Genomic DNA, 23,812 nt, shown 5'->3' with positions numbered 1-23,812 from the left:
GAACAGCTCCTGCCGGCGCGGCTCGGAAGCAAGGTGGAGCTGCGCCACGGCGGCCGCGTCCGGCGTTTCGCGATAACGCGCCAGCGCCGCCTCGAGCCGGGCGTGATCGGGACCGAAGCTCTCTTGCAGCATCTGGAAGAAGGCGAGCCGGCCGGCGGCGTCGAGCCGCTCCCATTCTTCGAGCACGGCCTGCGCCAGCGCCATGCCGGAGGCCTCGCCACGGCCCGAAAGCAGATGCTCGCAGAGCTTGGCCAGCGGCTCGCGTCGGCCTGACGAGAAGCGCTCGAAGTTGATCAGCGCCCGGCCGCGGTCGGCGACGGTCGTCAGGAGATCACCGAGAAACGCCATGTCCATGCCTGCCCCCGCTTCGATCCGCCCGTATCCTATACGAGTTTCCCGCAGTGCAAACGCGAGCGCCGGCGCCGAAGCCTTCGCAAGGAAGCACCACGTCTTTCCGGACTTCGCGTCAGCGAAGAGCCCGGAACCCATGACCACGAGCTTGCAGGGAGAAGCGCCGCTGCGGGGAAGCGTTTCCTGACGACCCGTCGTGTTCATGGGTTCCGGGCCCGCTGCTACGCAGCGTCCCGGAATGACGGCTGAGGTCGCGGCGGATTTTCACGGACCTAGACCGGCTCGGGCGCGAACTGGTGCGAGGGCGTCACGAACTCGTCCTGCGCCGCGACCGTCAGGATTTCGCGCGAGCCGGCCTCCTTGGTGCGCTTGAGCAGCCCGTAGATCGAGGCGGAGGCCTTGGCGAGCGCAGCCGCGGCCGAGCCCTCGCGCAGATAATGGACGTAGAACAGGGCGGCGACCGCATCGCCCGCGCCGCTGACGCTGAGGTCGATCTTCGGCGTGCGGACCCGGAAGGAGCCCTGCGCATCGGCGGCCATCAGGTCGATCGCATCGTCCGGCGTCTCGTCGGTGATCAGCGAGGTCACCAGCACGACCTTCGGCCCGGCGTCGCGCAGCGCCTCGACGGCGCGATGGGCATCGCTCATGTTCCGGACCTCGACATCGGTCAGCAATTCCAGCTCGAACTGGTTCGGCGTCACGATATCGGCGGCCGGCACGGCCTGCTCGCGCATGAACTCCGGAATGCCCGGGCGCACGAAGATGCCGCGCCCGACATCGCCGATCACCGGGTCGCAGCAATACATCGCCTTGGGATTGGCGGCACGGACGCGCTCGACGGCCGAGAGGATCGCGTGGCCGATATCGGCCGAGCCCATATAGCCGGAGAGCACGCCGTTGCAGGACGGCAGCACGCCGCGCTCGGCGATGCCTTCCATCACCTCGTCGATCATGCCGCCGTCGAAGACCCGGCCCTTCCAGTCGCCATAGCCGGTATGGTTCGAGAACTGCACGGTATGGATCGGCCAGACCTCGACGCCGAGTCGCTGCATCGGGAACACGGCGGAGGCATTGCCGACATGGCCATAGGCGACGTGGGACTGGATCGAGAGGATGTTCATGGGGCCAGGCAGGCTCGTGGCGGGAGGCAAGGTCTAGCCGCTCGCCACCCCGGACCGCAAATCGAAAGCGCTGATGGCCGGGATCATGCTCGGCCGCTCACGCCGCCGTCAGCCGGGCGACGCCAGCCGTGTCGGTGAACTGCGTCACGCTCTTGAGCTTGCCGTCGGCGAAGGTGAAGACGTCCATGATCTCGAATGTTCCCATCCGGCCGGTCGGCGTGCAGGCGACGTCGGCGCGCCAATGCAGCGTCGCGGTGTCACCATCGACCGTCATCGCCAGCTCTTCGATATTGCTGAAGACAAAGGTCGCGATCAGCCCGGCCATCTGCTCGCGCACGGCGGCTTGCCCGTCGGGCCGCATGAACATCGGCGCGGCATCCGGACCGCCGGCAAGCCGATAGCTGCAGTCGGGGTGGAAACAGTCCATCAGCGCATCGAGATCGCCGCGGTGGCGGGCCGCATAGGCATCGCGGATCAGGGCTTCGACGACGGCGCGCTCGACCATGGCGGCTCTCCTTACGTCAAGCCTGCCAGTCTGACCCGCCTCCCGGTGCAAGTCCAGCCTGTCCCGCGCAGCTACAGCGCGAGAGCAGGATGCGAAAAAAGCGGGAGCCGGCTTTCGCGACGATCCTGCTCCGATGTCCTAGAGCACGCGCCGATCAGATTGCTGCGCACTGATCGGCGCGTTCTCTATCATCAGTTTAGGCGCGGATTCCCGATCGGGTTGCTTCAACCTGATCGGAGCCGGCTCTAGGAGCCGGCCGCCGCCTTCTTGGCGAACGTGTCGATGAAGGTCGTCTTCAGGTCGACCTCGGACTTCGCGATCTCGGGATCGAGCAGCTTCAGCGAATCGTACATGCTCTTCATCGCCTCGGGCGTCGCGATGCCGGTGCGCGAATAGCTCTCCTGCGAGTTCTTGACCGCGCGCAGATAGAGCGGCTTGTCGCCGAGATGGTATTCCGGCGGAACGAGATCGGCGACGTCCTCGGGCTTGGCCGTCTCCAGCCATTTCAGCGACTTCATCAGCGCGTTGACCAGCTTCTGCGTGGTCACCGGATTCTTCTCGGCGAACTCGTTCTTGAGATAGAGCACGGCGGCCGGGTTCGCGCCGCCGAACAGCGCCTTGGTGCCGGCCTCGGTGCGGGTATCGATCAGCGCGACGACATCGCCGTCCGCCTCGAGCTTCGAGGTCACCGGATCGAGATGCGAGATCAGGTCGACCTGCTTCTGCTTGATCGCCGCGACCGCGCTGGCGCCGGCGCCGACGCCGATGATCGGCGCATCGGTCGCCTTCAGCCCGGCCTTGACCATGGCGTATTGCGCGGTCAGCGCCGTCGAGGAGCCGGGCGCCGTCACGCCGATCTTCAGGCCCTTGAAATCGGCCGCCGTCTTGACCTTGTCGGCGAGGTCCTTGCGAACCGCGATGGTGATCGCCGGGAAGCGGCCGAGCTCGATCACCGCCCGGATGTCCTGGCCCTTGGCCTGCATGCGGATGGTGTGCTCATAGGCGCCGGTGACGACGTCGACCGAACCGCCGATGAGTGCCTGCAGCGACTTGGCGCCGCCGCCGAAATCGTTGATCTCGACCTCGAGCCCCTCATCCTTGAAGAAGCCCTTCTTCTCCGCGACCGTCAGCGGCAGGTAGTAGAGCAGCTGCTTGCCGCCGACGCCGAGCGTCAGCTTCGGCTTTTCGGCATTCTGGGCGAGAGCGCCATGTGCCGAGAAGCCGAGCGCGGTGGTGACAGCGAGCGCGGCGAGCGCCGTGCGGCGGGAAAAGTTCATGGGTTCCTCCGGGTTGTCGGTGAGCGCTTCTGAGAGGCGCGTTCGGGCAGGACGATAGGCGGTATCAACGGCTGGCGGCAAGCGTCGGCACGCCGCTTCATGTCGGGCACAGTTCGCGGAAACGCCGGACCTCGGCACCGACGGCAGCGAGGTCGAAAGAGGCTGTGTAGCGACCGCGCACGGCAAAGCCGATCGAGCCCGCGGCGAGCAACGGCTTGAAAGCCGCGATCGCCGAGCGTCCGCCGAGCGTCAGATATTCGTCGCGCACATCCATCCGCCGGGTGAGGTCCTGCGCGCCGTCCTGCGAAACCCGGACGCTCTCGCCTTCGATGTTCCAGATCGGGCCCGCCCCGAGATCGAGGGCAACGCCATAGGTTGCCGCATTGTCGACGCGGCAGGAGATGACCAGCATCACGTCGCGCCCGTCGGCGGCGCGACTGGTGAGGGCCAACCGATGCCGGTTCGCCCCGGCCCGGCCATCGGCATTGACCTGCAGCATGGCCTTGGTCTCGGCGACGGCGCTTGCCGTGCCGACCGGACAGGACAAGGCGAGCGTGACGGCCGCCGCAGCAACCCGGCCGCTCCGGAGCGCGATCACCCGCCCGTCCTCAGGTCGTCGTCGAGCTCTGCCCTGGCCGCCAGACCAGGAGCCGGTTCTCGACCATGGTGACCAGCGAGTCGATCAGGATCACGAACAGCGCCAGGATCAGCATCCCCGAGAACACGCCGGTGACGTCGAAGACGCTCTCGGCCTCGTGGATCTTGTAGCCGAGCCCGGCCGAGGAGCCGAGATATTCGCCGACCACGGCGCCGACCAGCGCAAAGCCGACGGAGGTGTGCAGCGAGGAGAACATCCAGGTCAGCGCCGAGGGCCAGTAGACATGGCGGAAGAGCTGGCGCTCGTTCATGCCGAGCATCCGGGCATTGGCCAGCACCGTCGGCGAGACCTCCTTGACGCCCTGGTAGACGTTGAAGAAGACGATGAAGAACACCAGCGTGAAGCCGAGCGCGACCTTCGACCAGATGCCGAGCCCGAACCAGAGCGCGAAGATCGGCGCCAGAACGACGCGCGGCAGGGCGTTCGCCGCCTTGATATAGGGGTCGAACACCGCCGCCAGCAGCGCATTCCTGGCGAAGGCGAAGCCGAAGAAGATGCCGGCGGCCGAGCCGATGACGAAGGCCAGCACCGTCTCGGTCAGGGTGATGCTGAGATGCCAGTAGATCTCGGCACCGGTGAGCTGTTTCCAGGTCCGTGCCAGCACGTCGATCGGCGTCGAGAAGAAGAAGCGGATCGTCTTGACGTCGCCGAAGATCGGGAAATTGCTGATCACATGCCAGATCGCCAGGCAGGCGACCATCACCATGACCTGCAGCAAAAGCAGCTTGAGCCGGCTCACGGGCTCCCCTCCCCGACCAGTTCCTTGCCTTCGCCCATGGCGTAGGCCTTCTGCACCTCGACCCGCAGCGACGACCAGATGTCGCGATGGATCTCGTGGAAGGCCTTCTCCAGCCTGATCTCGGCGATATCGCGCGGGCGCGGCAGCGGCACCCGGTAATCGGCGACGATGCCGGCGGCGGGGCCGGCCGACATCACCACGACCCGGTCGGAGAGCGCGATCGCCTCCTCGAGATCATGGGTGATGAAGATCAGCGCCTTGCGGTCCTTCGACCAGAGCTCGAGCAGGAGATTGCCCATGATCTGGCGGGTCTGCGCGTCGAGCGGCCCGAAGGGCTCGTCCATCAGCAGGATCTCGGGATCGCGGATCAGCATCTGCGCCAGCGCCACGCGCTTGCGCTGGCCGCCCGAGAGCATGTGCGGATAGCGCTCGGTGAAGGCGCGCAGGCCGACGCGCGCCAGCCAGTCGCGGGCGCGCCGGTCGGCCTCGGCATCGGACACGCCCATCGGCTCCAGAGCCACCTTGACGTTGTCGAGCGCCGTCTTCCACGGCATCAGCGCATCCTGCTGGAAGAGATAGCCGGCCCGGCGGTTGAGGCCGGCAAGCGGCTTGCCGAAGATGTCGACCTTGCCGGCCGAAGGGGCCAGCAGGCCGGCGGCGGCGTTGAGCAGGGTCGACTTGCCGCAGCCGGTCGGGCCGACCACCGAGACGAACTCGCCGCTGGCGACCGAAAGGTCGATCGCCTTCACCGCCTGGTATCGGGAGCCGCCCTGCAGGTGGAAGGTGATGTCCAGCCCCGCCAGGCTGACGGCCGGTGCCGCGGCGGCGTTCCCCGCGCCCGCCGCCTCCGGCGGGCTGTCTTTAGGCTGCATCGATCTCGCTTCCCCTGCCGGGTGGAGCGTCGCGCCCTCGAGCGCCGCCCTCCCGGTCGTTTCCCCGTTCGGCGGGACAGTAGGCGATCATCCGGCGAAGGCAACCCGCATGGCGAGGCCAGAGTCTGTTGTTTTCTCGCGGAACCACTGCCGTCATCCTGGGCGAGCGAAGCTCGGCCCGGGATCCATCATAGGGCGCCGGCGCCCGACGATGGATCCCGGATCTACGCCGCTTCGCGGCTTGTCCAGGATGACGGCGGTGGTTCCGAGTAAAGGTAGCAGGCTCCAGGCGGGACTGAGCAGCCTTCTCTCATCAAGAAGCTGGAGCAGGATCGTCGCGAAAAGCCGGTGCCACCTTTTTCGCATCCGCCTGGCGAAACGCCGGCGCTTCTGGTGTATCGCTGCGCGCGCTTACAGGAGAATAGCCGTTGATCATGTCGCCGCTCGACCAATGGATGCCGGCCCTCGTCGAGTTCATGCGCGCCAACCAGCAATGGGCGCTGCCGATCGTCTTCCTCGTCGCCTTCGCCGAATGCGTCGCGCTGTTGTCCTGGGTCGTCCCGGCGACCGTCTTCTTCACCGCCTTCGGCGCGGCCGCCGGGGCCTCAGGCCTGGACCTGCTTCCGCTCTCGCTTGCAGCCTCGCTGGGTGCGGCCTCGGGCTTCTGGGCTTCCTACTGGGTCGGCCTGCTGCTCGGCCCGCGCGTCGACCATTACTGGCCGCTGCGCGACAATCCGGCACTGCTCCAGCGTGGCCACGACTTCTTCGAGAAATGGGGGGTACTCGGCGTCGCCATCGGGCATTTCTTCGGGCCGGTGCGGGCGGTGGTCGCGCTCGTCGCCGGCATCGTCAAGATGCCGTTCTGGCCCTTCCAGCTCGCCAATTTCGGCGCCTCCTTCGCCTGGGGCTTCGGCCTGCTCTATGGCGCCGGGCGCGCGACCGAAATGATGATGCAGTTCACAGGGCGCTAGAGCCGGATCCGATCAGTTTGCAAGGCAAGCTGATCGGATCCGGCTCTGACCGACATTGCGCTGAACGCGCCATTCAGGGGGCATTCAGCCCGCCGGGCCCAGACCTTGTGACGTCGCGACAGGCCTGCAGCACCGATGGTGCAAGCCCGTCGCGGCGCGCAGCGGACAGCCCGGCATCCGCGCGCTCTCCCCCGCCGGGCGGGACTTCAGGAGTCCAGTCATGACACTGTCTCGTTTCGCTCTCGGCCTCGCCGCGCTCGCCATCGCCGCCGGCCCTGCCCTCGCCCAGACGACGCAGCCGGCAACGCCGGCCAAGCCGGCCGCCCCGGCGACGATGCCTGCAGCCCCCACCGCGCAACCGGCCAAGCCCGCAGCTCCGGCCGCCGGCCAGGCGCAAGCCAAGAAGGTCAACATCAACACCGCCAGCGCCAGCGAACTCGATATGTTGAAGGGCATCGGCGAGGCCCGCTCCAAGAAGATCATCGAGGAGCGCGCCAAGGCCAAGTTCAAGAACTTCGACGATCTGGTGAAGCGCAATGTCCTCCCGGCCAATGTCGAGGCCGACATCAAGGACAAGATCACCTTCTGAACGCCCAGAAGCCGGCCGTCGCGAGGACGGCCGGCTTCCTGCCTTTCGGCATGTCGTTCCTATCGGTGTCGCTCTGCGGTCCTCGTAGCGTCTCGCAAGCCGCGGCTCGCGCTCACAGCACGCCGAGCACGATCACGACCAGCAGGGCGAAAGAGGCGCCCAGCGCCAGGTGCGCCAGGGTGAACTGAAGGCCGTGATGGACGTCATGCAGGCTTTTGACCGGTTCCATGGCCGCCTCCATTGCTGGTGATCCGTTTCGTTCGATCCAGTCCCGTCCTAGGCCAGTCCCTCAGGCGTGGCCGAAAGCCGGCAGCGGCCGGCTTTCGCTCAATAGGCGATCATCTCGACGGCGATCCAGGCGACGACCGTCAGCACCAGCCCCCAGATCAGCACCATCAGCACCGGCTTGCCGAGGAAGCCCTGACGCGCCTCGACTGCGGTTTCGACCGCCGGCTCGGCGTTCGAATGCGTATCGGCCCGCATCGGCGGAATCGGCTGGCCGCCTTCCGTCGGAATGCGGGCTTCCCGTTCCCTCACATCCTCTGCCATCGTCGTCTCCCTCGTCGGCGGCCTGACGGCCGCGTTCAGCCCGTCACCAGGCGCAGCATCGCGCTCGCGACCAGCGTCAGGCCGAGACAGCCGCCGAGCAGGGCGAAAAACAGACGCTCCTGTCGTGACGGCCAGTTTGCGGCGGCGGACTTTCCCTTGCCGGGAGGATGATGCGGCCGGCCTTCCCGGGCTTCCCGCTGCGTCGGCGCCTGTTCGCGGATCATCGGACGCTCCTGCTGTTGTGGCTGAAGCATCAACGCCGGACGGGCGGCCGGGTTCCCGTCACCGGCGATCCAACGTCAAACGGGCGCCCTCGCGGGCGCCCGTCTTCGTCTTCGTCTATCGCGGGCGGCGACGTGCCCGCCGCTGGCCGGATCAGTTCTTCGACTTGTCGACCAGCGCCTTGGCCTTGATCCAGGGCATCATGTCGCGCAGCTTGGCGCCGACTTCCTCGATCGGATGGGCGGCATAGCGGGCGCGGGTCGCCTTGAACGAGGTCTGGTTGACCTTGTTCTCGAGCATCCAGTCGCGGGTGAACTTGCCCGACTGGATGTCGGCCAGGACGCGCTTCATCTCGGCCTTGGTCTCCGCCGTGATGATGCGTGGGCCGGTGACGTACTCGCCGAACTCCGCCGTGTTGGAGATCGAGTAGTTCATGTTGGCGATGCCGCCCTCATAGATCAGGTCGACGATCAGCTTCACTTCGTGCAGGCACTCGAAATAGGCCATTTCGGGCGCATAGCCGGCCTCGGTCAGGGTCTCGTAGCCGGCCTTGATCAGCTCGACCAGGCCGCCGCAGAGCACGACCTGCTCGCCGAACAGGTCGGTCTCGCACTCTTCCTTGAAGGTGGTCTCGATGATGCCGGCGCGGCCGCCGCCATTGGCCGAGGCATAGGACAGGCCGAGATCATGGGCATTGCCGGTCGCATCCTGGTGGATCGCGATCAGGGTCGGCACGCCGCCGCCGCGCTGGTACTCGGAGCGCACGGTGTGGCCCGGGCCCTTCGGCGCGACCATCAGCACGTCGAGATCCTTGCGCGGCTCGATCAGGTTGAAATGGACGTTGAGGCCGTGCGCGAACAGAAGGGCGGCGCCCTCCTTCATGTTGCCATGCAGCTCGTCGCGATAGATGTCGCCCTGCAGCTCGTCGGGGGTCAGCATCATCATGATGTCGGAAACCTTGGCGGCCTCGGACGGGGTCATGACCTTGAAGCCGGCGTCCTCGGCCTTCTTGCGGGTCGCCGAACCGGCCTTCAGGGCGATGATGACGTCCTTGACGCCGGAATCGCGCAGGTTGAGCGCATGCGCATGGCCCTGGCTGCCGTAGCCGACGATGCAGACCTTCTTGCCCTTGATCAGATTGATGTCCGCGTCGCGGTCATAATAAACGCGCATGGGATGCGTCCTTCCTTGGTTTGCGTGGTTTCTTCAGGCTTTCGGTACAGGCTGGCGCGCTTTCCGTTCGACCGGAATCGGTCGAACGAAAGGAATTCGCGCCAAATCAAAAGATTGAGCATGTTCTTATCGCAAAAGTGGTCTCCACTTTTGCGGAACATGCTCTGCCCGCCCGTGAAGTGCGAGGAACTGGTCGGCCGCCCTTGCGGCGTCGCGCTCGATCTCAACGCCGCTGAGCTTCAGCGCATCGCCGAGCAGCAGGCGGATCTGCACGTCGCGACCGACAAGGCCGAAGAAGCTGCGGAAGGCCGTCTCCGGATCGTCGAAATCGAGCAGCCCGGCCTCGCGCCCGGCCTCGAGCAGCGGCCGCAGCCGCTCGCCGATGGCAAAGCGCCCATTGGCCAGCACGATGCCGCCGAGATTGCTCTCGCGCGTTGCGGCATGGCTGATGGCGAGGCGGTTGAGCGCGATCGAGGTCGGGCTCGAGATCACCTCGAGCCAGTTGGCGGCAAAGCGGATCAGACTGTCGCGCAGCGACAGGGCATCGAGCTTCTGGCGGTCGTAATTGCCGGCCCGGACCTTGGAGGCCTGCCATTGCACGGTCGCGGTCAGCAGGCCATCACGGTCGCCGAACCATTTGTAGAGCGTCTCCTTCGAGCAGCTCGCCCGCCTTGCGACGGCGGCCATGGTCAGCTGGTCGCCCTTCTCCACCATCAGCCCGAGCACGGCATCGAGCACGGCGAGCTGCCGTGGTGTCAGCGCCTCTGCTTGCCTGTCGGTTGCGGGATCGGCCATGGCTCGGAACAGTACCGTACGTTACGGTTCCGTCGTCTATAGCAGCCCTTGCCGGCGTGCAAGCGGAAAGCGGCAAGCCGCCGACCTCCCATGGTGGTGGAGCGTGGCCTATATAATCGGCACGTCCTCTGCCCCGCAGAAAGCCCGATCGGAGCCCGCCCATGACCGCGCCTGCCGCCACCGCAATCGTCGATTTCTGGCGCAAGGCCGGCCCGGAAAAATGGTTCGTCAAGGACGAGCCCTTCGATGCGGAGATTCGCCGGCGCTTCCTCGCCGGAGTCGAGGCAGCCGCCCGCGGCGAGCTCAGTGACTGGGAGGCCACGCCCGAAGGCGTCTACGCCCTGCTGCTGCTGCTCGACCAGTTCCCGCGCAACCTCTACCGCGGCGCGCCGCAGGCCTTCGCCGCCGACGCCCTGGCGCTGTCCGTCGCCGAGCGCGCCATTGCACGCGATTTCGACCAGGCTTTCGAGAACCCGGAACGGCGCTTCCTCTACATGCCGTTCATGCATTCCGAGGACCTCGCCGACCAGCAGCGCTGCGTTGCGCTCTGCGAGGCCGCCGACGACCCGGAAGGCGTGAAGTTCGCCGAGATTCACCGCGACATCATCCGCGACTTCGGTCGCTTCCCGCATCGCAATCCGGTTCTGGGACGCCGGACGACGCAGGAGGAACAGGCCTTCCTTACCGAGGGCGGCTTCAGCGGCTAGATCGCCGCGCGTCCTATCGGGCGCGAAGTGGCGATCTATCTCTTTGTCAAAGCATCGAATTCTTCCGAAAAGTGGATTCCACTTTTCGGTCCGATGCTCTAAGGCCGGGCGTCGACGGCGGTCAGCCGCCCGCCTGCTGCGCCGCGATGCGCTGCAGGAAGATGGCGACGATGGTCAGCACGAAACCGGCCCACCAGAGCGGCGAGCGCAGGCTCTTGCCGCTGCCGAGCGGCTCCGAGGCGGCGCGGCCCGAAAGGCGCTGCACGATCGGGAAGGCGAAGCAGGCAAAGCCGACGCCGCCGCAGGCGAGCGCGATCAGGTTGAGCGTTTCGGGGCTCATCTACCGATCACATCGCGTCGGGGCCGCGGCTCATCGCCGCGATGCCGGTGCGCGAGACCTCGGTCAGGCCGACCACCGTCATCAGCTTGATGAAGCGCTCGATCTCCTCGGTCGAGCCGGTCAGCTCGAAGACGAAGGAGGTCAGCGAGGCGTCAAGCGTGCGCGCCCCGAAGGCCGCGGCCAGTCGCATCGCCTCGACGCGGTGATCGCCCTTGCCGACGACCTTGAGCAGGCAGAGCTCGCGCTCCAGCGCCTCGCCCTGCAGGGTCAGGTCGACGACCCGGTGCACCGGCACAAGCCGGTCGAGATGCGCCTTGATCTGGTCGATGACATTGGCAGTACCGGAGGTGACCACCGTGATGCGCGACAGGTGCTTCTCGTGCTCGGTCTCGGAAACCGTAAGGCTCTCGATGTTGTAGCCGCGGCCAGAGAACAGCCCGGCGATGCGGGCAAGAACGCCGGGTTCGTTGTCGACGATCACCGCCAGCGTATGGCGCGCGATCGGCTGGGCGGTCGGGGCGGTCGGATAATGCGTCGTGTTCATCGTTAGGCCCTGCTGCGGCTGAGATGGGGGCGGAAATCAGTGAGGACCGGCTCGTCGATCTCGTCCTCGGCGACGATCCAGCGCTCCGTCAGCGCGGCCTCGCGCCAGGCCCGGAAGCCGGCCGTGCCTTGGACGGCCTCGACATAGGCGGCGCTGACGGGGTCGAGCGCGATGGAATAGGTAGTGAAGCGGGCCGTGACCGGTGCGAACATGGCGTCCGCCGCGCTGAAGCCGCCGAACAGGAACGGTCCGCCCGCGCCGAAGCGCTGCCGCGCCTCGCGCCAGATTCCGGTGATGCGGGCAGCGTCCGCCGCCACCGCCGGGCCGCGCTCGCGCGGCGGATGGATCCAGGCGAGGTTCATCGGGCAGGCATTGCGCAGCGCGCCGAAGCCGGAATGCATCTCGGCGCAGATCGAGCGCGCCATCGCCCGCGCTTCCCGGTCGCGCGGCCAGATCGCAAGGTCGGGGTATTTTTCGGCGAGATATTCGAGGATCGCCAGCGAATCCCAGACTGTGATCGGCCCGTCGACCAGCGCCGGCACCTTGCCGGCCGGCGTGAAGGCCGAGACCGCGCGCTTCCAGTCCGGATCGTCGAAGGTCGGACCGAAGGGCACCAGCTCCTCGGTGAAGGCGATGCCGAACTCCGTCAGCGCCAGCCAGGGCCGCAGCGACCAGGACGAGTAGTTCTTGTTGGCGATGACCAGTTTCACGCCGCCTCCCGCGCCAGCTCGGCGGCGAAATCGAGCGCGGCCTCGACATGCAGCGCCGTGGTGTCGAAGGCCGGCACCGCGAAATCCGCCTGCGAGACCAGCAGCATGATCTCAGTGCAGCCGAGGATGACGCCGTCGGCGCCCTGCTCGCGCACCGCCCGTGCGACGATCTCGCGGTAGCGCGCCTTTGAGGCGGCCTCGACCCGGCCGCGGCAGAGCTCCTCGTAGATGATGCGATGCACCTCCGCCTGCTCCGCCTCGTCCGGCACCAGCGACTCGACACCGAAGGCGCCAAGCCGATCGCGATAGAACCGCTGCTCCATCGTGAAGCGGGTCGCCAGCAGCAGGGGCCGGCGGCTTTCCGTCCGACGGATCGCCTTGGCCGTAACGTCGGCGAGATGCAGGAACGGCAGATTCGTCGCCTGGGTGATCTGGTCGGCGAGCTTGTGCATGGTGTTGGTGGCGAGCACGATGCAGGAGGCGCCGCCGCTTTCCAGCCGGCGAGCGCTGTTCGCCATCGCCGCGCCGGCAGCCGCCCAGTTGCCGGATGCCTGCATCTCGGCGATCGGCGAGAAGTCGAGCGAATGCAGCAGGATGTCGGCCGAGTGCAGGCCGCCGGCGCGCTCGCGCACGCCCTCGTTGAGGAGGCGGTAATAGACCGCCGTCGATTCCCAGCTCATTCCGCCGATCAGGCCGATGGTCGCCATGTGGTCCCCCAATATCGCGCCGATGCCGTCATTCTCGGGCGAAGCCCTCGGGTCCGACCTTTGGCCGGCCCAAGGATAAACTCCACGCAGTCCCGAGAATCTCCTGACGAGAAAGCGCCTGCCGGCGCCCCCCGCCTGAGATGCTCGGGTCAAGCCCGAGCATGACGGTGCCTCATCAAACCAGCTGCTTGCCCTTGGCGTCGATGATCTCGCCGGTGTCGCCCTCGAAATCGGGCAGGATCATCTCGTTATGCGCCTTGCCCGACGGGATCATCGGGAAGCAGTTCTCTTCCTTCGCCACCAGGCAGTCGAAGATCACCGGGCCGGGCGTCTCGATCATCTGCATGATCGCGGCGTCGAGATCGGCCGGGTCGGAGCAGCGGATGCCGTGGCCGCCATAGGCTTCCGCCAGCTTGACGAAGTCCGGCAGCGAGGCCGAGTAGCTCTCCGAATAGCGCCCGCCATGCAGCAATTCCTGCCACTGGCGCACCATGCCCATGTATTCGTTGTTGAGGATGAAGACTTTGACCGGCAGCCGGTACTGCACCGCCGTCGACATCTCCTGCATGTTCATCAGGATCGAGGCCTCGCCGGCGACGTCGATGACGAGCGCATCCGGATGCTTCATCTGCACGCCGATCGCCGCCGGCAGGCCGTAGCCCATGGTGCCGAGCCCGCCCGAGGTCATCCAGCGGTTCGGCTCCTGGAAGCGCAGATACTGCGCCGCCCACATCTGGTGCTGGCCGACTTCGGTGGTGAAGTAGGTATTGCGGTCCTTGGTCAGCTCGTAGAGCCGCTCGATCGCGTATTGCGGCTTGATCACCGTGCCGGACTGCTTGTAGCCGAGGCTGTTCCTTGCCCGCCAGCCGTCGATCTGGGTCCACCAGGCGGTCAGCGCCGTCTTGTCGATCTGCGGCGAGGTCTCGCGCCAGATCCGGACCATGTCCTCGAGCACATGGGCGCAGTCGCCGACGATGCCGATGTCGATCTTGACGTTCTTGTTGATCGAGGACGGGTCGATGTCGATGTGGATCTTCTTCGAGCGCGGCGAGAAGGCGTCGAGCCGGCCGGTGATGCGGTCGTCGAAGCGCGCCCCGATATTGATCATGACATCGCAGTCATGCATGGCGAGGTTGGCCTCGTAGGTGCCGTGCATGCCGAGCATGCCGAGCCATTGCCGGTCGGCCGCCGGGAAGGCCCCCAACCCCATCAGCGTCGAGGTCACCGGGTAGCCGGTCAGCCGCGCCAGCTCGCGCAGCAGCGCCGAGGCGTGCGGGCCGGAATTGATGACGCCGCCGCCGGTATAGAACACCGGCTTCTTCGCCTTGGCGATCAGCTCGACCGCGGCCTTGATCTTGTTGAGGTCGCCCTTGACCGTCGGCCGATAGGTCTTGTGCTGGTTGTCGCGCGGTCGGCTATAGGCGCCGGTGGCGAACTGGATGTCCTTGGGCACGTCGATCACGACCGGGCCGGGCCGGCCATTGGCCGCGACATAGAAGGCCTCGTGCAGGATGCGTGGCAGGTCGGCGATGCTCTTCACCAGATAGTTGTGCTTGGTGCAGGAGCGCGTGATGCCGACCGTGTCGCATTCCTGGAAGGCGTCGGAGCCGATCAGATGGGTCGGGACCTGGCCGGTGATGACGACGACCGGGATCGAGTCGAGCAGCGCGTCGGTCAGGCCGGTGACGGCGTTGGTCGCGCCGGGGCCCGAGGTGACGAGGACGCAGCCGACCTTGCCGGCGCTGGAGCGGGCATAGCCCTCGGCCGCGTGGACCGCCCCCTGCTCGTGCCGGACGAGCACATGCTTGACCTTGTCCTGCTGGAAGAGCGCGTCATAGATCGGCAGCACGGCGCCGCCGGGATAGCCGAAGAGATGTTCGACGCCCTGGTCCTGGAGGGCACGAACGACCATTTCGGCGCCGGTCATCATCTCGCTCATAACGGTCTCCTGCGCGGTCTGTCTTGTCGGGGTCGGGCGGAAAAAAGGCAATAAAAAAGGCCCTCGGAGGGGCCTGGGCGTGCGCTGGCGTCGGGGACGCGCGGTTTGTGAAACCGGCCCCTACCAGCGCACCTTTACGAGAATGAGCTTGCGCATGTCGCGCCCTTGCAGTGAACGAATTTGGCGGAGGCTAGACGAGCGCCGCCGGCCGGTCAAGCGGCGCGCCGCGCGAAATCGCGCTGCCGCCGGCAATTTACCAGCGGTTTTGTTGCCGTAAGGGAACACTTTCTCAAGACCCCTCTGCTAGCGATCCCGGAGACGGAAGCCGGGGCCGATGTATCAGGAAGTCCATACCCACAACATCGTCGAGAGGGCCTACGCTCCCGAAGTCGCCGACCTGCTGCGTCGCTTCGACCGCAGCGCGCAGGCCGCGTCCGGCGGTGCCCTCTTCGAGGATTTCAGCGCCGAACTGCTCTCCTTCTGCAGCCGTGACATCATGATCATGGCGCCGACCGGCACCGGCGACTACGTCTACGAGCATTTCGGCCGCGACATCGCCCGCCATGTCGGCGGCGACCGCACCGGCGAGCGCGTCTCGAACATGCCGCCGCAGACCGCCCGTTTCACCATCGCCTGCTATGACGGGGCGCTGGCCAGCGGAAAGCCGCTCTACTCGATCCACCGTGCCGTCAAGACCGTCCGCGTCAGCCTCTGGGAGCGCCTGGTGCTGCCGACGACCTCTGCCGACGGCCAGCGCCGCCTCATCGTCTTCAGCAAGCCGCTGCATTTCCATGAGGAGCTGCTGACCACGGTGCTCGACACCTCGCCGGCCGGCATCGTCGCGCTGCGTGCCGTGCGCGACGTGGAAGGCAATATCGAGCGCACCGTCATCATCACCGCCAACCGCCGCGCCGCCGCCATGGCCGGCGCGCCCGAGGGCACGCTGATCGACGCGGAGGGGCGCCAGGCCCTGCCCTTCCTCGCCGACGACACGGTCTGGCGCCGCTGCCTCTATGTCATGGAGCTGCGCCGCGGCGACATGTTCGAGACCCGCCATGCGGTCGACGGTCGCGAGGTCTGGCTGCAGATCGCGCTCGCGCCGCTCGGCGACGGGCTGGTGATGACGCTCACCGACATTTCCGAGCTGATGCTCGCCAACCTCACCTTGCAGAGCCGGGCGGCCACGCTGGCGCTCGAGATCGGCAAGGAGCGCGCCACGCGGCGCGCCCTCTCGCACGAGATCGGCCAGCGCGAGGAGCGTGAGCAGGAATTGCGCCGCCTGGCCGAGATCGACCCGCTCACGACCCTGCTCAACCGCCGCTCGCTGATCGAGAAGGCGAATGCCGAGATCGCGGCGGGCGAGGCCAGGGGCGAGGAGACCTCGCTCTTCATCATCGACCTCGACCATTTCAAGCAGGTCAACGACAATCACGGCCATGCCGCCGGCGACGCGGTCATCCGCGCCTTCGCCGACCTGCTGCTGAGCCAGATGCGCCTCGGCCAGGACCTGGTCGGGCGCCTCGGCGGCGAGGAGTTCGCCGTCGTGCTGCCACGGACGGGAGCGCGCGAGGCGCAGCGCATCGCCGAGCGCCTGCGGGAAGCCCTGCATCGGACCCATCTGCCGGTTTCGGAGGCGCTCGATCTCCAGGTCACGGCCAGCATCGGCGTCGCCACACGCCAGCCGGGCGAGGGCTTCGCCGCCTTCGTCGCCCGCGCCGACAAGGAGCTCTATCGCGCCAAGAATGAAGGTCGCGACTGCATCCGCTGCGCCGAAGGCGACATCGCCGCAGCCGCCTGACGCGAACCGCTCAATCCGGCCGGGCAAGTTCGGCGAGCGCGAAGGCGAGGCCCGCCTCCGGCGCCACGGCGTGCCAGCCGGTCATCTGATGGCGGAACCAGGTCATCTGCCGCTTGGCATAGGCGCGCGTATCGGCCTTAGCCCGCGCCACCGCCTCGTCGAGCCCGAGCCTGCCGTCGAGATGGGCGATCAGGCCGGGCACGCCATGCGCCCGCATCACCGGCAGCAGCGGGTCGAGGCGCCTTGCCCGTAGCGCCGCGACCTCGTCCAGCGCGCCCTGCGCCATCATCTCGTCGAAGCGCCGGTCGATCCGCTGCCGCACCAGCGCGCGCTCCGGCGCCAGGAATATCTGCAACAGCCTCTGGCCGGAAAGCGGCCCCGGCTCGCGCTCGCCCTGGAAGCTGGCGAGCGAACGGCCGGTCGCCGCCAGCACCTCGAGCGCCCGCATCACCCGCAGGCGGTCGCTCGGGCGCAGCCGCGCCGCCATCTCCGGATCCTTGCCGGCGAGCTCGGCATGGAGCTCGCCGGTCGCGCGCTGCGCCGCATGCTCCCGGAACCGGAGGCGGACCTCCTCGGGCACCGGCGGGATCGCCGAGAGCCCCTCGGTCAGCGCCTTGAAATAGAGCCCGGTCCCGCCGACCAGCACCGGCAGGCTCCCCTGCCCCGCCAATGTATCCAGCAGCGCCGCGGCCTCGGCGGCATAGGCAGCGACCGAATGGTTCGTCGCGCCATCGACATGGCCGTAGAGACGATGCGGCACATTCCCCATCTCCGCCGGCGTCGGCCGCGCCGTGATCACCGCGAGGTCGCGATAGACCTGCATGGAATCGGCGTTGACCACGGTGCCGCCGAAGCGCTCCGCCAAGGCCAGCGCCAGCGCCGACTTGCCGCTCGCTGTCGGACCTGCGATGAGCACCGCCCTGAACGTCACCCCGGCTCCGGTTCCCAGGTCCATCGTCGCCATGTCGCTCGTCGCCACGCTCGTTTCCGCCCACGGCCAGGCCCTGCTCGACGAGGCGCTGCTGGCGCGCCTGCGCGCCGCATCGCCCTGGCCGGCGACCCTGGCGCGCCTCGATGGCGAGATCGCCGCCGACCTCTTCGCGGAAGCGCAGGGTCCGCGCAAGCTCGAAGCGGCCCTGCGCGCCGCGCTCGACGGCGCGGCCGTCGACATCCTCGTCCAGCCGGTCGCGGCAAGGCGCAAGCGCCTGTTCCTCGCCGACATGGATTCGACCATGATCGGCCAGGAATGCATCGACGAGCTCGCCGCCTATGTCGGCTTGAAGGAGAAGGTCTCGCAGATCACCGAGCGCGCCATGCGCGGCGAGGTCGCCTTCGAGCCGGCGCTGCGCGAGCGCGTCGCCTTGCTCAAGGGCGTGCCGCTCGCCGTGGTCGAGGAGATCATCGCCGAGCGCATCACGCTGACGCCGGGCGGCGCGGCGCTGGTCCGCACCATGCGGGCGCAGGGCCATTACACCGCGCTGGTCTCCGGCGGCTTCACCGTCTTCACCGGGCCGATCGGCAAGGCGATCGGCTTCGACGAGGATCGCTCCAACACCCTGCTCGGCACCGGGGCGCTCCTCAGCGGCGAGGTCGCCGAGCCGATCCTCGGCAAGCAGGCCAAGCTCGACGCGCTGGTCGAGCTGCGCGGCCGCTTTGGCCTGCCGCACGAGGCGACGCTCGCCGTCGGCGACGGCGCCAACGACCTCGCCATGCTCGGCGAGGCCGGGCTCGGCGTCGCCTTCCGGGCCAAGCCGGCGGTCGCCGCCGCAGCCGATGCAAGGCTCGACCATGCCGACCTGACGGCGCTGCTCTATGCCCAGGGCTATCGCGGCGAGGAGATCGTCAGGAATTAGCGCCTGCGGATCGGAGTGTCCCCACCGTCGTCATTGCGAGCAAAGCGAAGCAATCCAGGCGGGCTCGCACAACGGCCCCTGGATTGCTTCGTCGCTGACGCTCCTCGCAATGACGAGCGATCTAATCCACGATGAACAGCCGCGCGCCCTTGGGCGCCCGCGAACGGTGCGCTTCGGCGCCATCGGCGACCTGGTAGCTCATCCCGGCGCGCAGCAGCATGACCCGCCCGTCGGCGAGCGTGGTTTCGAGCTCGCCCTCGAGGCAGAGCAGGATATGCCCCTTCTCGCACCAATGGTCCGAGACATAGCCCGGCGAATACTCGACCATCCGCACCCGGATCGCGTTCTCGCCCGGCCCGAAGCGGCGCGTGCGCCAGCTCGCCTGCCCCTGCTCCCCGGCATGGAACTCCGGCTCGATCGTCGACCAGTCGGTCGTCCCGAACGGAATCTCGCTCATCTGCATCTGGCAGTCCTCCCGCAGCCGCGCGAATTCTGGCCGCTGCCGGCGCCCCTTGCCAATGCAAAAGGCTGATGGCGGTGATCACTCACGCAAAAGGGGCGGCCTCGCGGCCGCCCCTTGCGATCTGCGCCGGGAGAATGGCGGCTCAGTTCATCGAGACCGCGACGAAGCGGACCTCGCCCTGCCCGTTCGAGACCAGCAGCAGCGCCGACTTCTTGCCCTCCTTCTTGAGGGCGTCGAGGCGCTTGGTCACGTCCTCGGGCGAGTTCACCGCCTCCTGGCCGACCTCGACGACGAGCTCGCCGACGAGGATGCGCTTGTCGGCGGCGTTCGAGTTGCTGTCGACCTTGGTGATGACGACGCCCTTGAGCCCTTCCTTGATCGAGTAGCGCTTGCGCAGCTCCTCGCTCTGGGCCGAGAGCTCGAGGCCGAGCGCCGAGGTCACCGCCGGCTTGGCGGCCTCCGGCGCTGGCTTGGACGAGGCCGGCTGGACCTTCTCGCCGTCCTCGAGCCGGCCGAGCTTCACCGTCTTGGTCAGCTCCTTGCCCTTGCGCATGATTTGCATGGGCACGTCCTTGCCGACCGGGGTCCCCGCCACGATGCGCGGCAGATCGCGCGAATCCTTGACGTCCTTGCCGTCGAACTTGACGATCACGTCGCCGATCTCGAGACCGGCCGGCTTGGCCGGGCCCTTGTCGTCGACGCCGGCAACGAGGGCGCCGCGCGCCGCGCCGAGGCCGAGCGCCTCGGCGGTAGCCTCGTCGACGTTCTGGATGCGCACGCCGAGCCAGCCGCGGCGCGTCTCACCGAACTCCTTGAGCTGATCGACGATATTCGTGGCCAGCGAGGACGGCACGGCGAAGCCGATGCCGACCGAGCCGCCGGTCGGCGACAGGATCGCGGTGTTGATGCCGATGACCTCGCCCGCCATGTTGAACAGCGGACCGCCGGAATTGCCCTTGTTGATGGCCGCGTCGGTCTGGATATAGGTGTCGTAGGGACCCTGCTGGATGTCGCGATTGCGGGCCGAGACGATGCCCGAGGAGACCGAGCCGCCGAGGCCGAACGGATTGCCGATCGCCATCACGGGGTCGCCGATGCGCATCTTGTCGGAATCGCCGAACTTGACGAAGGGCAACGGCTTGTCGTGCTTCACGCGCAGCACGGCGAGATCGACCTTGGTGTCCTTGCCGACCACCTCGGCCTTGAGGCGCAGCCCGTCACCGAACACGATCGTGATCTCGTTGGCGTCGCCGATGACGTGGTTGTTGGTCACGACGATGCCCGATGGATCGATGACGAAGCCCGACCCGGCCGATTGGGCCCGGCGCTGCTGCGGCGCCTGGCGCTCGCCCTGCTGGCCCTGGCCGCGGCGGTTGAAGAACTCCTCGAACAGGTCGCCGAACGGCGTGTCCGGCCCGAGCTGCGGCAGTTGCGGCAGGGTGCGGCCGCGCGTCTCGCTGGTCGTCACGGCGGCGATGTTGACCACCGCCGGCATCACCCGCTCGGCGAGGTCCGCCAGCGAGATCTGGCCCTGGACCAGCGGCGCAACGGCGGTCGCCTGGCCGAAGGCCGGCGCTGCCAGCGGGACGCCGAGCGCGAAGCCGGCGACGACCGCGATGCGCGTCAGACGGGAGCCATGGGAAAGTTTGGTTGCCATCGATGTCCTCGTATGAATGTCGCGCCTTGCCGGGCGGCGCCTTTTGCCGGGCCACGCCTTGCCAAGCATTGCAGCGCAGCCGAAATCCGAACGCAACTCAGAACGCCAAAATGCGGCGGAAGGGCGACGCGAGATCGCGTTATCACGCGCTTGTGGCCGCGGAATTGGGCGCGCATCCCCGGCGGGCCGCCACTTGTCCGCCAGAGCACGCGCCGCTCGGATTGCTCGGCAACCTGACCGGATCCGGCTCTACCTCATGCGGGGCATAGCTCAGCCCCGCACGAACCAGACCAGCATGACGCCGACGACCGCTGAGACGATGCCGATCAGGCGCATGCGATCGGGCGGCGTCTCGGCGGCGCTGCGCAGCGCATCCTTGGCGAGATGCGGAATCGCGGCGAACAGGATGCCCTCGATCGCGAAGACCAGGCCCAGTGCCGCGAGGAAATCCGTCATGCCGCCCCCGCCGCCCGCTTGCGATCAGGGCTGGGCGGGGCCGGCCGCCGGGGCAGCGCCGGACGCTGCCGGCGCTGCTCCCGACCTGCCGCCCGCGGGGTCGTTGAAGAAGCGGAAGAAGGGCGAGTCGGGCGAGAGCAGCATCCGCGTATCGCCAGCCTTCAGGCTCGCTTCATAGGCCTGCATCGACCGGTAGAAGGCGAAGAACTCCGGAGCCTTGCCGAAGCCTTCGGCGAAGATCCGGTTGCGCTCGCCTTCACCCTCGCCGCGGATCTCGTCCGCCTTGCGCTGCGCTTCGGCGACGATGATCGTCGACTCGCGCTCGGCGCGCGCCTTGATCTCCTGCCCCTGCTGGGCGCCCAGCGCGCGTGCCTCCGCAGCCTCGCGCTGACGCTCGGTCTGCATGCGCTGGAACACCGCCTGGGAGTTCGCCTGCGGCAGGTCGACCCGGCGCAGGCGGACATCGACGACGGTCATGCCGAAGCGGGCAGCCTCGCGGTTCACGTCGTCGCGGATGCGGTTCATCAGCCGCGAGCGCTCGTTGCGGACCATGGCGGTGAAGGTCGCCTCGGCGAGAACCGAGCGCACCTGGCCGTTGACGATCGAGGCGAGCTGCGAATTGGCGCGCGGGATGTTGTTCACCGCCTGATAGAAGCGCAGCGGATCGGAGATCCGGTAGCGCGTGAAGGCATCGACCACGAGACGCTTCTGGTCGGAAGCGATGATCTCCTGCGCCGGCAAGTCGAGGTCGAGGATGCGGTTGTCGAGATAGGTGACCTGCTCGAACGGCGCCGGAAGCTTGAAATAGAGCCCCGGCTGGGTGACGACCGTGCGCACCGCGCCGAAGCGCAGGACGATGGCGGACTGGGTCTGCTGCACCACGAAGGTCGCGGCATAGAACAGGACGGCGGCCGCGCCGATGATGACGAGCGCGCCGACACGAAGAATGCCGCTCATCGCACTGCTCCCTGCGGGGCCGGGCCGGCCGGACGGCGCGGTCCCAGTTCGCTGAGGGGAAGATAGGGCACGACGCCCTGCCCCTGGCCGTTCTGGTCGAGGATGATCTTGTCCATGCCGCCGAGGACGCGCTCCATGGTTTCGATGAAGAGACGCTCGCGGGTGACTTCCGGCGCGCTCTTGTACTGCTCGAAGACCGCGTTGAAGCGGCTGATCTGGCCGAGCGCCTCGTTGACCGTCTGCGCCTTGAAGGCTTCGGCCGCCTGGGTGAGCTGGGCCGAACGGCCACGCGCTTCCGGCACCACGCGGTTGGCGTAGGTCTCGGCCTCGTTGCGCAGACGCTCCTGGTCGGCGCGTGCCGCCTGGACGTCGCGGAAGGCGTCGATGACCTGCTGCGGCGGGTCGACCTTCTGGAGCTGCACCAGCCTGATCTGCACGCCGGCGCGATAGGTGTTGAGGGTATCCTGCATCAGCTGGCGGACTTCGCTCTCGATCTGGCCGCGGTCGGTGGTCAGCACCGGCTGGATGTTGCGCCCGCCGATGATCTCGCGCATGGCGCTTTCGGCCACGGCCTTCACGGTGCCCGGCGGGTCCTGGATGTTGAAGACATAGGCCTCCGGCGCGCCGGGATCGATCTGCCACTGCACGATGAAGTCGATGTCGACGATGTTCTCGTCGCCGGTCAGCATCAGGCTCTCCTCGCCGACGTCGCTCTGGCGCGAGGCGCGCACGGATTCGACGGTACGGAAGCCGACCTCGGTGGTGATGACGTTGGTGACCTGGGGCTTGACCACGCTGCCGATCGGATAGGGCAGGTTGTAGTTCAGGCCCTGTGCCGTCTTGCCGACGAACTTGCCGAAGATCAGGTTGAGGCCGACCTCGTTCGGGCGGACCGTGTAGACGCCGGTCGCGAGCCAGACCAGCACGAGGCCGAGGCCGATCAGGAGCGCGCCGCGGCCGCCGAGATTGCCGCCGGGCATGAAGTTCTTCAGCCGGTCCTGGCCGCGCCGGATGATCTCCTCGAGATCGGGAGGGGTGCCGCCGCCCGACGGACCGCCGCCCCAGGGGCCGCCGCCGTTGCCGCCGCCGCCGCGCTGGCCCCAGGGACCACCTCCGCCGCCGCTTCCGCCACTTCCTCCGCTACCGCCGCTCTGGTTGCTCCAAGGCATTCTTCAGCCGTTCCTCGCTCTGGTACCGACCGTGCAATAACCGAACGGCAGTTCATTGTCAGCGCCGGGCGGCGCGATGGGCTGTGAATTGGGCATCGGCCACGGATTCGTCAACGGCGCAACCCCTTTCGTCTTACGCCATTCGTCGGGCATATCGGCGCAGGCTCAACGTCGGCGCTCGAAACTGGCGAAGCTGAAGGCGTACTCGTCCTCCGCCGTGGCAGGATGGTCGCTGCGCGCCGTCTCGCGAAAGGCTTCCCGGCCCCAGGAAGGGAAGAGCGCATCGCCCTCCGGAGCGGCATGGACGAAGGTCAGTTCCAGCCTGTCGACGAGCGGCAGGGCCAGGGCATAGATCTCGCTGCCGCCGCCGACGATCACGGCGCGTGCGCCCATCGCCGCGCCAAGCTCCTGCGCCATCTCCAGCGCCCCTTCGAGCGAGGACGCGGCATGGACGCCTTCGGCCCGGAACAGCGGATCGCGTGTCAGCACCACGGTCTGGCGGCCCGGCAGCGGCTTGCCGATCGAGAGGAAGGTCTTGCGGCCCATGATGATCGGGCAACCCATCGTCAGCGCACGGAAGCGCCGCAGATCGGTCTTCAGGCGCCAGATCAGCCGGTTTTCGCTGCCGATCACGCCATTATCGGCGATCGCGGCAACCAGGACGACCGGCAGTTTCGCCATGCCCTCGGC

Annotated in this window: 29 protein-coding genes; 5 read left to right on the top strand and 24 right to left on the bottom strand. The window is 67.6% G+C overall.

All coding sequences use genetic code 11. The features are described 5' to 3' along the window. From V6M56_RS10845 to V6M56_RS10810, 8 genes are all read right to left on the bottom strand, one after another. Positions 1-555, bottom strand: a 555-nt coding sequence (locus V6M56_RS10845) for a malonyl-CoA decarboxylase N-terminal domain-containing protein (RefSeq protein WP_332683573.1), incomplete at its 3' end; no start/stop codon positions are given. A 68-nt stretch (positions 556-623) separates the two neighbouring features. After that, positions 624-1,472: a pyridoxal kinase PdxY gene (gene pdxY / locus V6M56_RS10840; RefSeq protein ID WP_332683572.1), complete on the bottom strand. Its 849-nt coding sequence runs from the start codon at positions 1,470-1,472 to the stop codon at positions 624-626. A gap of 97 nt (positions 1,473-1,569) precedes the next feature. Continuing rightward, positions 1,570-1,977, bottom strand: a complete 408-nt coding sequence (locus V6M56_RS10835; RefSeq protein ID WP_332683570.1) for a nuclear transport factor 2 family protein — start codon at positions 1,975-1,977, stop codon at positions 1,570-1,572. A 245-nt stretch (positions 1,978-2,222) separates the two neighbouring features. Next, positions 2,223-3,254: an ABC transporter substrate-binding protein gene (locus V6M56_RS10830; RefSeq protein ID WP_332683568.1), complete on the bottom strand. Its 1,032-nt coding sequence runs from the start codon at positions 3,252-3,254 to the stop codon at positions 2,223-2,225. 97 nt (positions 3,255-3,351) lie between these two features. Beyond that, positions 3,352-3,852 (bottom strand): hypothetical protein, encoded by a 501-nt coding sequence (locus V6M56_RS10825; protein WP_332683566.1) that lies wholly within the window; start codon positions 3,850-3,852, stop codon positions 3,352-3,354. Between the two features lie 10 nt (positions 3,853-3,862). Next, positions 3,863-4,651, bottom strand: coding sequence for an ABC transporter permease (locus V6M56_RS10820; protein ID WP_332683565.1), 789 nt, complete (start codon positions 4,649-4,651; stop codon positions 3,863-3,865). Continuing rightward, on the bottom strand, positions 4,648-5,523 hold the full coding sequence (locus V6M56_RS10815; protein WP_332683562.1) for an ABC transporter ATP-binding protein: 876 nt from the start codon (positions 5,521-5,523) through the stop codon (positions 4,648-4,650). Before V6M56_RS10815 ends, V6M56_RS10820 begins: the two co-directional genes overlap by 4 nt. Before the next feature lie 313 nt (positions 5,524-5,836). Beyond that, the gene (locus V6M56_RS10810; protein WP_332683561.1) at positions 5,837-5,959 is read right to left on the bottom strand and encodes a hypothetical protein; all 123 of its coding nucleotides are present in this window, start codon (positions 5,957-5,959) and stop codon (positions 5,837-5,839) included. Here V6M56_RS10810 and V6M56_RS10805 point away from each other — a divergent pair. After that, a complete protein-coding gene (locus V6M56_RS10805; protein WP_332683559.1) occupies positions 5,958-6,494 on the top strand; it encodes a DedA family protein in 537 nt (178 codons plus the stop codon). The two genes, V6M56_RS10810 and V6M56_RS10805, sit on opposite strands and share 2 nt — an antisense overlap. Before the next feature lie 220 nt (positions 6,495-6,714). Beyond that, complete coding sequence (locus tag V6M56_RS10800) at positions 6,715-7,083, top strand: ComEA family DNA-binding protein (RefSeq protein WP_332683558.1); 369 nt, start codon at positions 6,715-6,717, stop codon at positions 7,081-7,083. 327 nt (positions 7,084-7,410) lie between these two features. On the opposite strand, the gene V6M56_RS10795 is transcribed toward V6M56_RS10800, so the two are convergent. The 4 genes from V6M56_RS10795 to V6M56_RS10780 form a co-directional block, all read right to left on the bottom strand. After that, on the bottom strand, positions 7,411-7,632 hold the full coding sequence (locus V6M56_RS10795; protein WP_332683557.1) for a hypothetical protein: 222 nt from the start codon (positions 7,630-7,632) through the stop codon (positions 7,411-7,413). 35 nt (positions 7,633-7,667) lie between these two features. Continuing rightward, positions 7,668-7,856, bottom strand: a complete 189-nt coding sequence (locus tag V6M56_RS10790) for a hypothetical protein (protein WP_332683556.1) — start codon at positions 7,854-7,856, stop codon at positions 7,668-7,670. A gap of 151 nt (positions 7,857-8,007) precedes the next feature. Continuing rightward, positions 8,008-9,027 carry a ketol-acid reductoisomerase gene (ilvC, locus tag V6M56_RS10785; RefSeq protein WP_332683555.1) on the bottom strand — a complete coding sequence of 340 codons (1,020 nt, stop codon included), beginning with the start codon at positions 9,025-9,027 and terminating at the stop codon, positions 8,008-8,010. 126 nt (positions 9,028-9,153) lie between these two features. Next, positions 9,154-9,822, bottom strand: a complete 669-nt coding sequence (locus V6M56_RS10780) for a TetR/AcrR family transcriptional regulator C-terminal domain-containing protein (protein WP_332683554.1) — start codon at positions 9,820-9,822, stop codon at positions 9,154-9,156. Between the two features lie 161 nt (positions 9,823-9,983). Between V6M56_RS10780 and V6M56_RS10775 the strand changes: the two genes are divergently transcribed. Then, positions 9,984-10,529, top strand: a complete 546-nt coding sequence (locus V6M56_RS10775) for a DUF924 family protein (RefSeq protein ID WP_332683553.1) — start codon at positions 9,984-9,986, stop codon at positions 10,527-10,529. A 121-nt stretch (positions 10,530-10,650) separates the two neighbouring features. Here V6M56_RS10775 and V6M56_RS10770 read toward each other — a convergent pair whose 3' ends face one another. The 5 genes from V6M56_RS10770 to V6M56_RS10750 all read right to left on the bottom strand — a co-directional run bounded on the left by V6M56_RS10770 (position 10,651) and on the right by V6M56_RS10750 (position 14,769). Beyond that, a complete protein-coding gene (locus V6M56_RS10770) occupies positions 10,651-10,869 on the bottom strand; it encodes a hypothetical protein (RefSeq protein ID WP_332683552.1) in 219 nt (72 codons plus the stop codon). 7 nt (positions 10,870-10,876) lie between these two features. Next, a complete protein-coding gene (gene ilvN, locus V6M56_RS10765; protein WP_332683551.1) occupies positions 10,877-11,413 on the bottom strand; it encodes an acetolactate synthase small subunit in 537 nt (178 codons plus the stop codon). A 2-nt stretch (positions 11,414-11,415) separates the two neighbouring features. Continuing rightward, a complete protein-coding gene (locus V6M56_RS10760; protein ID WP_332683550.1) occupies positions 11,416-12,123 on the bottom strand; it encodes a glutathione S-transferase family protein in 708 nt (235 codons plus the stop codon). After that, a complete protein-coding gene (locus V6M56_RS10755) occupies positions 12,120-12,830 on the bottom strand; it encodes an aspartate/glutamate racemase family protein (RefSeq protein WP_332683549.1) in 711 nt (236 codons plus the stop codon). The genes V6M56_RS10760 and V6M56_RS10755 overlap by 4 nt, the downstream gene beginning before the upstream one ends. Positions 12,831-13,005: 175 nt before the next feature. Then, the gene (locus V6M56_RS10750) at positions 13,006-14,769 is read right to left on the bottom strand and encodes an acetolactate synthase 3 large subunit (protein WP_332683548.1); all 1,764 of its coding nucleotides are present in this window, start codon (positions 14,767-14,769) and stop codon (positions 13,006-13,008) included. A gap of 334 nt (positions 14,770-15,103) precedes the next feature. On the opposite strand from V6M56_RS10750, the gene V6M56_RS10745 reads away from it, so the two are divergent. Next, positions 15,104-16,567: a GGDEF domain-containing protein gene (locus V6M56_RS10745; RefSeq protein ID WP_332683547.1), complete on the top strand. Its 1,464-nt coding sequence runs from the start codon at positions 15,104-15,106 to the stop codon at positions 16,565-16,567. A gap of 10 nt (positions 16,568-16,577) precedes the next feature. On the opposite strand, the gene miaA is transcribed toward V6M56_RS10745, so the two are convergent. Next, positions 16,578-17,522: a tRNA (adenosine(37)-N6)-dimethylallyltransferase MiaA gene (miaA, locus tag V6M56_RS10740; protein WP_442881132.1), complete on the bottom strand. Its 945-nt coding sequence runs from the start codon at positions 17,520-17,522 to the stop codon at positions 16,578-16,580. Between the two features lie 7 nt (positions 17,523-17,529). Here miaA and serB point away from each other — a divergent pair, with 7 nt between their 5' ends. After that, positions 17,530-18,420 carry a phosphoserine phosphatase SerB gene (serB, locus tag V6M56_RS10735; protein ID WP_332683579.1) on the top strand — a complete coding sequence of 297 codons (891 nt, stop codon included), beginning with the start codon at positions 17,530-17,532 and terminating at the stop codon, positions 18,418-18,420. A 121-nt stretch (positions 18,421-18,541) separates the two neighbouring features. Here serB and V6M56_RS10730 read toward each other — a convergent pair whose 3' ends face one another. From V6M56_RS10730 to V6M56_RS10705, 6 genes are all read right to left on the bottom strand, one after another. Further along, complete coding sequence (locus V6M56_RS10730) at positions 18,542-18,883, bottom strand: DHCW motif cupin fold protein (RefSeq protein ID WP_332683546.1); 342 nt, start codon at positions 18,881-18,883, stop codon at positions 18,542-18,544. A gap of 142 nt (positions 18,884-19,025) precedes the next feature. Next, the gene (locus V6M56_RS10725) at positions 19,026-20,540 is read right to left on the bottom strand and encodes a DegQ family serine endoprotease (protein ID WP_332683545.1); all 1,515 of its coding nucleotides are present in this window, start codon (positions 20,538-20,540) and stop codon (positions 19,026-19,028) included. A 270-nt stretch (positions 20,541-20,810) separates the two neighbouring features. Continuing rightward, positions 20,811-20,996, bottom strand: a complete 186-nt coding sequence (locus V6M56_RS10720; RefSeq protein ID WP_332683544.1) for a DUF2065 domain-containing protein — start codon at positions 20,994-20,996, stop codon at positions 20,811-20,813. 24 nt (positions 20,997-21,020) lie between these two features. Then, the gene (gene hflC / locus V6M56_RS10715; RefSeq protein WP_332683543.1) at positions 21,021-21,953 is read right to left on the bottom strand and encodes a protease modulator HflC; all 933 of its coding nucleotides are present in this window, start codon (positions 21,951-21,953) and stop codon (positions 21,021-21,023) included. Continuing rightward, the gene (hflK, locus tag V6M56_RS10710) at positions 21,950-23,122 is read right to left on the bottom strand and encodes an FtsH protease activity modulator HflK (protein WP_332683542.1); all 1,173 of its coding nucleotides are present in this window, start codon (positions 23,120-23,122) and stop codon (positions 21,950-21,952) included. Before hflK ends, hflC begins: the two co-directional genes overlap by 4 nt. Positions 23,123-23,287: 165 nt before the next feature. Beyond that, positions 23,288-23,803, bottom strand: a complete 516-nt coding sequence (locus V6M56_RS10705) for a dihydrofolate reductase (protein WP_332683541.1) — start codon at positions 23,801-23,803, stop codon at positions 23,288-23,290. Positions 23,804-23,812: the final 9 nt, after the last annotated feature.

Source organism: Allobosea sp. (assembly GCF_036675845.1).
In the GTDB taxonomy this organism is placed as follows: domain Bacteria; phylum Pseudomonadota; class Alphaproteobacteria; order Rhizobiales; family Beijerinckiaceae; genus Allobosea.
Note: the sequence above shows the minus strand (reverse complement) of the source record. Positions and strands in the feature narration are given on the sequence as shown.

What these genes read in the sequence shown, in the direction of transcription:
- pdxY (WP_332683572.1), bottom strand. Translation starts at nt 1,472, where the DNA reads ATGAACATCCTCTCGATCCAGTCCCACGTCGCCTATGGCCATGTCGGC.
- V6M56_RS10835 (WP_332683570.1), bottom strand. Translation starts at nt 1,977, where the DNA reads ATGGTCGAGCGCGCCGTCGTCGAAGCCCTGATCCGCGATGCCTATGCG.
- V6M56_RS10830 (WP_332683568.1), bottom strand. Translation starts at nt 3,254, where the DNA reads ATGAACTTTTCCCGCCGCACGGCGCTCGCCGCGCTCGCTGTCACCACC.
- V6M56_RS10815 (WP_332683562.1), bottom strand. Translation starts at nt 5,523, where the DNA reads ATGCAGCCTAAAGACAGCCCGCCGGAGGCGGCGGGCGCGGGGAACGCC.
- V6M56_RS10805 (WP_332683559.1), top strand. Translation starts at nt 5,958, where the DNA reads ATGTCGCCGCTCGACCAATGGATGCCGGCCCTCGTCGAGTTCATGCGC.
- V6M56_RS10810 (WP_332683561.1), bottom strand. Translation starts at nt 5,959, where the DNA reads ATGATCAACGGCTATTCTCCTGTAAGCGCGCGCAGCGATACACCAGAA.
- V6M56_RS10800 (WP_332683558.1), top strand. Translation starts at nt 6,715, where the DNA reads ATGACACTGTCTCGTTTCGCTCTCGGCCTCGCCGCGCTCGCCATCGCC.
- V6M56_RS10795 (WP_332683557.1), bottom strand. Translation starts at nt 7,632, where the DNA reads ATGGCAGAGGATGTGAGGGAACGGGAAGCCCGCATTCCGACGGAAGGC.
- V6M56_RS10790 (WP_332683556.1), bottom strand. Translation starts at nt 7,856, where the DNA reads ATGATCCGCGAACAGGCGCCGACGCAGCGGGAAGCCCGGGAAGGCCGG.
- ilvC (WP_332683555.1), bottom strand. Translation starts at nt 9,027, where the DNA reads ATGCGCGTTTATTATGACCGCGACGCGGACATCAATCTGATCAAGGGC.
- V6M56_RS10780 (WP_332683554.1), bottom strand. Translation starts at nt 9,822, where the DNA reads ATGGCCGATCCCGCAACCGACAGGCAAGCAGAGGCGCTGACACCACGG.
- V6M56_RS10775 (WP_332683553.1), top strand. Translation starts at nt 9,984, where the DNA reads ATGACCGCGCCTGCCGCCACCGCAATCGTCGATTTCTGGCGCAAGGCC.
- V6M56_RS10770 (WP_332683552.1), bottom strand. Translation starts at nt 10,869, where the DNA reads ATGAGCCCCGAAACGCTCAACCTGATCGCGCTCGCCTGCGGCGGCGTC.
- ilvN (WP_332683551.1), bottom strand. Translation starts at nt 11,413, where the DNA reads ATGAACACGACGCATTATCCGACCGCCCCGACCGCCCAGCCGATCGCG.
- V6M56_RS10755 (WP_332683549.1), bottom strand. Translation starts at nt 12,830, where the DNA reads ATGGCGACCATCGGCCTGATCGGCGGAATGAGCTGGGAATCGACGGCG.
- V6M56_RS10750 (WP_332683548.1), bottom strand. Translation starts at nt 14,769, where the DNA reads ATGAGCGAGATGATGACCGGCGCCGAAATGGTCGTTCGTGCCCTCCAG.
- V6M56_RS10745 (WP_332683547.1), top strand. Translation starts at nt 15,104, where the DNA reads ATGTATCAGGAAGTCCATACCCACAACATCGTCGAGAGGGCCTACGCT.
- miaA (WP_442881132.1), bottom strand. Translation starts at nt 17,522, where the DNA reads ATGGACCTGGGAACCGGAGCCGGGGTGACGTTCAGGGCGGTGCTCATC.
- serB (WP_332683579.1), top strand. Translation starts at nt 17,530, where the DNA reads ATGTCGCTCGTCGCCACGCTCGTTTCCGCCCACGGCCAGGCCCTGCTC.
- V6M56_RS10730 (WP_332683546.1), bottom strand. Translation starts at nt 18,883, where the DNA reads ATGCAGATGAGCGAGATTCCGTTCGGGACGACCGACTGGTCGACGATC.
- V6M56_RS10725 (WP_332683545.1), bottom strand. Translation starts at nt 20,540, where the DNA reads ATGGCAACCAAACTTTCCCATGGCTCCCGTCTGACGCGCATCGCGGTC.
- V6M56_RS10720 (WP_332683544.1), bottom strand. Translation starts at nt 20,996, where the DNA reads ATGACGGATTTCCTCGCGGCACTGGGCCTGGTCTTCGCGATCGAGGGC.
- hflC (WP_332683543.1), bottom strand. Translation starts at nt 21,953, where the DNA reads ATGAGCGGCATTCTTCGTGTCGGCGCGCTCGTCATCATCGGCGCGGCC.
- hflK (WP_332683542.1), bottom strand. Translation starts at nt 23,122, where the DNA reads ATGCCTTGGAGCAACCAGAGCGGCGGTAGCGGAGGAAGTGGCGGAAGC.
- V6M56_RS10705 (WP_332683541.1), bottom strand. Translation starts at nt 23,803, where the DNA reads ATGGCGAAACTGCCGGTCGTCCTGGTTGCCGCGATCGCCGATAATGGC.